This window comes from Deltaproteobacteria bacterium (assembly GCA_030654105.1).
Taxonomy (GTDB): Bacteria; Desulfobacterota; SM23-61; order SM23-61; family SM23-61; genus JAHJQK01.
Genome location: JAURYC010000242.1, coordinates 1 through 6,556, shown reverse-complemented (window position 1 = coordinate 6,556; position 6,556 = coordinate 1). Strand labels below are relative to the sequence as shown.

General features: G+C 49.3%; 5 protein-coding genes and 1 riboswitch. Of the genes, 1 reads left to right on the top strand and 4 read right to left on the bottom strand.

Annotated elements, in window-relative coordinates; translation table 11 throughout:
- Window positions 1-208: 208 nt before the first annotated feature.
- The 4 genes from Q7V48_10230 to cmk form a co-directional block, all read right to left on the bottom strand.
- Window positions 209-1,093: an exopolyphosphatase gene (locus tag Q7V48_10230; GenBank protein ID MDO9211107.1), complete on the bottom strand. Its 885-nt coding sequence runs from the start codon at window positions 1,091-1,093 to the stop codon at window positions 209-211.
- An 85-nt stretch (window positions 1,094-1,178) separates the two neighbouring features.
- Window positions 1,179-2,087 (bottom strand): signal peptide peptidase SppA, encoded by a 909-nt coding sequence (gene sppA / locus Q7V48_10225; GenBank protein MDO9211106.1) that lies wholly within the window; start codon window positions 2,085-2,087, stop codon window positions 1,179-1,181.
- Between the two features lie 7 nt (window positions 2,088-2,094).
- On the bottom strand, window positions 2,095-3,885 hold the full coding sequence (locus Q7V48_10220; protein ID MDO9211105.1) for a 30S ribosomal protein S1: 1,791 nt from the start codon (window positions 3,883-3,885) through the stop codon (window positions 2,095-2,097).
- 94 nt (window positions 3,886-3,979) lie between these two features.
- Window positions 3,980-4,696, bottom strand: coding sequence for a (d)CMP kinase (gene cmk, locus Q7V48_10215; protein MDO9211104.1), 717 nt, complete (start codon window positions 4,694-4,696; stop codon window positions 3,980-3,982).
- A gap of 558 nt (window positions 4,697-5,254) precedes the next feature.
- A riboswitch (molybdenum cofactor riboswitch) is annotated at window positions 5,255-5,380 on the top strand.
- An 88-nt stretch (window positions 5,381-5,468) separates the two neighbouring features.
- Here cmk and moaA point away from each other — a divergent pair.
- Window positions 5,469-6,464, top strand: coding sequence for a GTP 3',8-cyclase MoaA (moaA, locus tag Q7V48_10210; GenBank protein ID MDO9211103.1), 996 nt, complete (start codon window positions 5,469-5,471; stop codon window positions 6,462-6,464).
- Window positions 6,465-6,556 lie beyond the last annotated feature (92 nt).

Genomic DNA, 6,556 nt, shown 5'->3' with positions numbered 1-6,556 from the left:
GACGTCAATTACGCGCCGCTCATGGTCGGCCAGTCTATCGGACTAATCAACGATATTCCCACCTGCCAGGAACTCATCGACTCGATCGTCACCGAATCCGAAGGAATTTTGAAATCGATTCAGAAGAAGGTTCTGCCATTGACGTTACCCACCCATTAAGGTGGCGGGATGACTCGTTTTCCCACCGTTAATTTCACGACAAATGAAATCAAGAAAGCCGGGAAATTCCGTCCAGAAGAACCCCTTCGAGTAGCCCGGAGTCAATCACGAGTAGAGCCTCCAGATTAAAAACTTTGAGGATACTCAAAATAACCACTGCCCCGGCGACAATCAGGTCTTCTCGTCCTGTCTCCAGACCGGGAACCGTTCGGCGGTCCTGAATAGGAAGGGATCGAAGATGAAGATAAATCTTTTCCAGCGTGGGACGCGAAATTTGATGGCCATTGATTCTTTGGGGATCATAAACCGGAAGTTTTTGATCGATGGCCGCCAGGGTCGTCATCGTGCCAGCCGTACCCACGAGGTGCGGATCGAGGGCTGAGAATCCCAGCCCGCCTCTTGCCAACCATTCCCGGGTCTCCTCGAGGATCCCTTCCGTATATTTTTCCAGAGACTCCAGCTCTTGCAGCCCTGGCGGGTCGCTCTTCAGAAATTTTTCGCACAGAATTACCGCTCCCAACCCAATGCTCCTGGTTTTTTTCGGTTTATTTCCCTCGACCCAGAGGATTTCCGTGGACCCCCCTCCGATATCCGCAACGATCCGGGAGAGGGTTTGGTCTTTTAGCGACCAGAGTACCCCGCGGAGCATCAAGCGGGCCTCTTCTTCCCCGGAGATAAGACGCAAGGAAAGTCCCGTCTCTTTCCAAACCTTCTCGATGAACTCTCTTTCGTTCTTGGCTTCTCTCACCACCCCCGTGACCACAGCGAAGACAGCCTCTACCCTTTCCTCCCGCAATATATCCGCAAAAACCTGGAGGGTTGCCAGAGTTTGGAGCATGGCTTTTTCATCCAGCATATTCTTCGCGGAAAAATTTCCCCCTAACCTGGTGATACATCTCTCCACCCGCAGGGGGCGGAAATTCCCCTTGCCCATTTTCTCCGCCAGAAGAAGCCGGACCGTGTTTGAACCTACATCTATGGAAGCAACTCGTGGAAAGTACATGGGGGGCTGAGAGGTTTCAGCCTTCGGCTGTGGGATAGATAGACGGGGGCAAGTAAAAGAAGTTAAGCGGAGAAGATTTTTCTCGTAGGTTCTGCCAAACTTTTTGGATGGTTTCCTGCAGCAGAAGTTCCAGCAGAGAAAACCTTTTTTTCTCGGGATAGATGACTTCCGGTTCCCCTTTGATCCCCACCAGCTTTGCCGCCATGGCGATCGTATCCTCAAGGTTTCCCAACTCATCTACCAATCCCAGGCTCCTGGCTTGATCGCCGGTGAAAATCCTTCCATCCGCCAGAGGCCGTATTTTTTCCAGCGGAATTTTTCTTCCTTCGGCCACCGCCCGGATGAATTGCTCATGAACGCTATCCAACACCCCTTGGAGCAATTTTTTTTCTTCCGCAGTCATCCGGCGGGTGGGAGAGCCGATGTCTTTGTGCTTGCCGCTTTTGATCACGGTGGTGCGCAAACCGAGTTTGTGCAGTAACTCTTCCACGTTTACGCTTTCCACGATCACACCGATGGACCCGGTGATCGATCCGGGATTGGCCAAAATCTTATCGGCGGCGCAGGCAATGTAATAACCTCCCGAAGCAGCAGCAGAGCCGACCGAAACCAAAACCTTTTTCTCCCGCTGCACCTTTTTCACTTCAGCGTAGATCTCTTGAGCCGGCCCTACAGCTCCTCCCGGTGAATCGATGCGCAGCACGACCGCTTTAACTTTTTCATTCTTCCGGAACTTGATCAATTTTTCGATCACAGGTTGGGAGTCGATAATTACGCCTTTGATGTCGACGATGGCAATCTTCTCGTCTCCCCACCAGCTTTCTTCCCGGCTGGCAATATAAGAAAGGGCCCAGATGCTAATCACGAAAAGGCTGAACAGCACGGTAAAAACCATCATCCCCAGAAGGACAGGGTGTTTTCTCATCTGGAATTTACTGCTCCCGGAGGTTGTCGCTTTCGCGTGCTCTCTTCTCCAATCCTTCCTTCAGCATGCGCCCGAAATCGGAGGTATCGTCATCATAGGCGGGGGGGGATTCTTTCCGAGAAGGATGCGCTTGAGAACGACCTACTTCTTTGATGCTTAGGCCGATTTTGTGTTTCTTCGGATCCACGTTGATGACTACAGCTTGAACCTCATCCCCTACTTTGGCCACTTCGGTCGCCTTCTCCACCCGCTGGTTGCTTAACTCCGAAATATGAACCAACCCCTCGATCCCCGGTTCAATCTCCACGAAAGCCCCAAATTTGGTTACATTGGTTACCTTGCCCTGAATGGTCTGGCCGATTTTGAAGCGATGATGGACATCGTCCCAGGGGTTCCTCTGAATTTGTTTCATACCCAGAGAGAAACGTTGATTTTCTTTATCAATGTTCAAAACGATGGCCTGAACTTCCTGCCCCTTTTTAAAAACTTCCGAGGGATGTTTCAGGCGCTGAATCCAGGAAACGTCGGAAATGTGTACCAAGCCATCGATCCCTTCATCAATGCCGATGAAAATCCCAAAATCGGTGATGTTTTTAATCCGTCCCTGAATCTTCGTTCCCACGGGATAACGTTCGGCTATCGTGTCCCAGGGATTGGGGACGGTCTGCTTTAACCCGAGGGAGATTCTTTTTTGTCCCGGCTCCACTTCCAGCACCATGACTTCCACTTCATCCCCTACAGATAAGATCTTGGACGGATGCTTGACTCTTTTGGTCCAGGACATTTCCGAAACATGGACCAACCCCTCTACCCCTTCTTGCAGTTGAATGAAAGCGCCATAGTCGGTGATGGAGGTAACTTTTCCCTTTACTCTCGCTCCCACCGGGAATCTTTCAATTATTTTCTCCCAGGGATCGGGAAGGGTTTGCTTCAGTCCCAGGGATACGCGCTGGTGTTCCCGGTCGAACTGCAAAATCTTGACTTTGATTTTCGAACCGAGGGTCAGAACTTCAGAGGGGTGGTTGATCCGGCCCCACGAAATATCCGTGATGTGCATCAATCCGTCGATCCCTCCTAAATCGATGAACACCCCATAATCGGTAATATTCTTGACCACTCCTTCGACGATCTGTCCTTCTTTCAGAATCTCCAAGGTTTTCTGCCGGCGTGACTCCCGCTCTTTCTCTAAAAGAATACGGCGGGATAAAACTACATTCCCCCGCCGCCGGTTGAGCTTGATGATCTTAAATTTAAAAGTGCCGCCGACAAGTTTCTCTAAATTGCGGATGGGGCGAATGTCGACTTGGGAGCCAGGCAGAAAAGCCATCACACCAATATCCACATTCAGTCCTCCCTTGATCCGGGAGACGATCTTCCCTTCAATTACTTGGTCTTCATTCCAGGCACGGCTGATTTCTTCCCAGAATTTAAATTTATCAGCCTTTTCCTTCGATAGGTTCACCAACCCCGTTTCCGACTCTTTCCGCTCCACAAAAACATCGACGGAGTCGCCGACGGACACAACCAGCGTTCCATCCTTGTTGTAAAACTCCCGCAAAGGAAGCTGGCCTTCCGATTTAAACCCGATGTCAACCGTTACGAATTCTGGACCGACATGGATCACCCGCCCGTGTACAACTTCTCCTTCTTGCACTTCGTGCAGGCTCTCTTCGTATAGGGCTTGGAAACTCTCCCCTTCTTCGGGTTTGCCTTTGGTTTCGGTCTGTTCTTCAACTACCTCTGGTGGAGGACCCTCCTCCATTTTTTCGGTTAAAAGTTCTTCCTCTTTTACTGACATTAAAAAATACCCCCTCACGCTTTTTCCTTCAAATTAAGTAAGGAATTATAACATATTAAAAAAAAACCACAACCATAATCAAACATCCCCGGCCTTAATTTTTTTCGCGATCTCTTTCTCTCTTTTTCATAAGTTGCCGAATGTTGGCGACGACTTCTCCGGGGTTCAATTCCGTGGAGTCAATCAACAGGGCATCTGCAGCCGGGCGGAGTGGAGCTAATTTCCTTGAGGAATCCTGTTCGTCCCTCTGGATCATTTCTTTTTCTACGTCCTCCATTTTTAAGGAAAGCTCCTTGACGGTAAGTTCCCGGTAGCGCCTGCGGGCCCTTTCCTCGGGTTGCGCATTCAGAAAAAATTTGTATTCAGCATCGGGAAATACAACCGTTCCCGTGTCTCGGCCTTCGGCTACGATTTTCCCCTTGGCCCCTATTTTCCGCTGCAGATCCACCATTGCTTCCCGGACTGGCCGCTTCATCGATACCCTGGAAGCCATCCATCCGACCTCGGGCTCACGAATCTTTTCGGTGACATCTTCCTTTCCCAGCATCACCCTCTGATTTTGGCTATCCCCTTGGAAAGAAATTTTTATTTTTTGGCACAGGCGTTCTAAAGCCGCTTCATCCTCCGGGTTGATACCTTCTTGTCCGACGGAAAGGGCTACCGCACGGTACATGGCTCCGGTGTCTAAATACCTATAACGGAGGCGCCGGGCCAGCATCTTACTCACCGTACTCTTTCCGGCCCCGGCTGGACCATCGATGGCGATAATTTCAGCTCCCTTTTTCTTCTTCTTCAACCCCTTTCCGCCCAAGACCTCTCCTTTTCCAAAGATTCCTTTTTCCTACTTCTTAGCTTATCAGGGCTAAAAAATCAATTGAATTTTCCAGGATAGATGAAATTTCCGCAAGAATAATTTTGACGAATTTGTAAAAAAGCAAAAGCTGCCACAGAGCACACAGCGAACACAGAGCCAACATATATAAAAATAAAAGCTTTTCTCTGAGTCCTCTGTACTACTAACGTTGATGATCTCGTAAAAAGTCAGAAAAGTCGTCACTCCTGCGAAAGCAGTCCGCCTCAGGCGGACAGAACTGCTTGAATTAACTGGATTCCCGCTTTCGCGGGAATGACGAAAATGGGACAAAATGGACTTTTTACGAAGCCATCAACGTTCAATTTCTGAAAATTTTATTAAGATTTTTTCAATTTTATATATGCTTATCCGATGTTATCTGTATCCTACATTATCTTTTTTTAATGACCTTTCTTTATCTTTATCTCTCTGTGATCTCTGTGCCCTCTGTGGCTAAAATAAGACTTTTTACGCGAACATCAATTTTTTTGACAAAAGGAAAAAATGAAGTATAATGGGTATTGTAGTCTCCGAGCCTGTGATCCCTAAATATTCTTGGGAAGGATATGAGGAAGCAGGCCAGGGCCAGGTCGGAAACGACTGGGCCTCCCGGACTCGGAAAGGAGATGGGTACGCAACTCACTGCGCCTACCGATAATCTTCTGGAAAATATTGGCTTTTCTATCTTATCCCTGCCAATCCGGCCTTCGGCGCCCCATTTTATTCGGCAATGGATGCTTTAATCGATGCCCATAATCGGAGGATCAACTACCTGCGCATCTCGGTCACGGACCGCTGTAACCTGCGTTGTCAATACTGTATGCCCAAAGAAGGGGTCTCGCAATTTGGCCATTCCGAAATCTTGACCTACGAAGAAATCCTGAGGATTGCTGAGTTAGCGGTGAAAAAAGGGATCAATAAAGTTCGGATCACAGGGGGAGAGCCCTTAGTCCGAAAAGATGCCGTCCAGCTCATCAGCCAACTTTCCCGCCTCCGGGGCATCGAAGATTTATCCATGACCACCAATGGAATCCTCCTCGCCGAATTCGCCCCGGCCCTCATCCAGGCTGGTTTAAAAAGGGTGAATATTAGTATGGACTCCCTCTTGCCGGAAAAATACCGGCAGATTACCCGCGGGGGCGAACTTTCCCGGGTATGGGCCGGTATTAAAGCCGCCCGAGCTGTGGGAATTTCTCCCATCAAAATCAATGTGGTGGCCATTGCTGGTTTTAATGACCTGGAGATCCTCAATTTTGCCCGCTTGACTATGCAAGATCCCTTTCAGGTCCGCTTTATCGAATTCATGCCCATTGGCTTCTTCAGTGAATGGCGGCCGGAGCAATGCCTACCCTCTGAAGAAATCAAACGGCGTATTGAAACTCATCATCCCCTGGTCCCTGTAAATAGCAGCAAGAACAGCCATGATGGGCCAGCCCGCTTATTCAAATTTCCGGGAGCTGTGGGAGAGATTGGGTTCATCAGTCCCATCAGCGACCACTTCTGCAATACCTGCAATCGTTTGCGCCTTACCGCCGATGGCAAGTTAAAGACCTGCCTGTTCTCGGACGAGGAAGTCGATATAAAATTCCTCCTGCGTTCCGGTTGCCATGATGAAGAATTGGAAAAGAAACTTTCCGAGGCCATCTCTACCAAACCTCTCCGCCACGGTTTCACGGGTAGTAGGATTAAAAGGTGCCACCGCCCGATGGTGAAAATCGGAGGGTAAAAGAAAATTTTCAAGTAACAAGTTAAGCCCCCTCACCCTTCCCCTCTCCCCCGCAAACGGGAGAGAGGGGAAGGGTGAGGGGGAAGGATAAA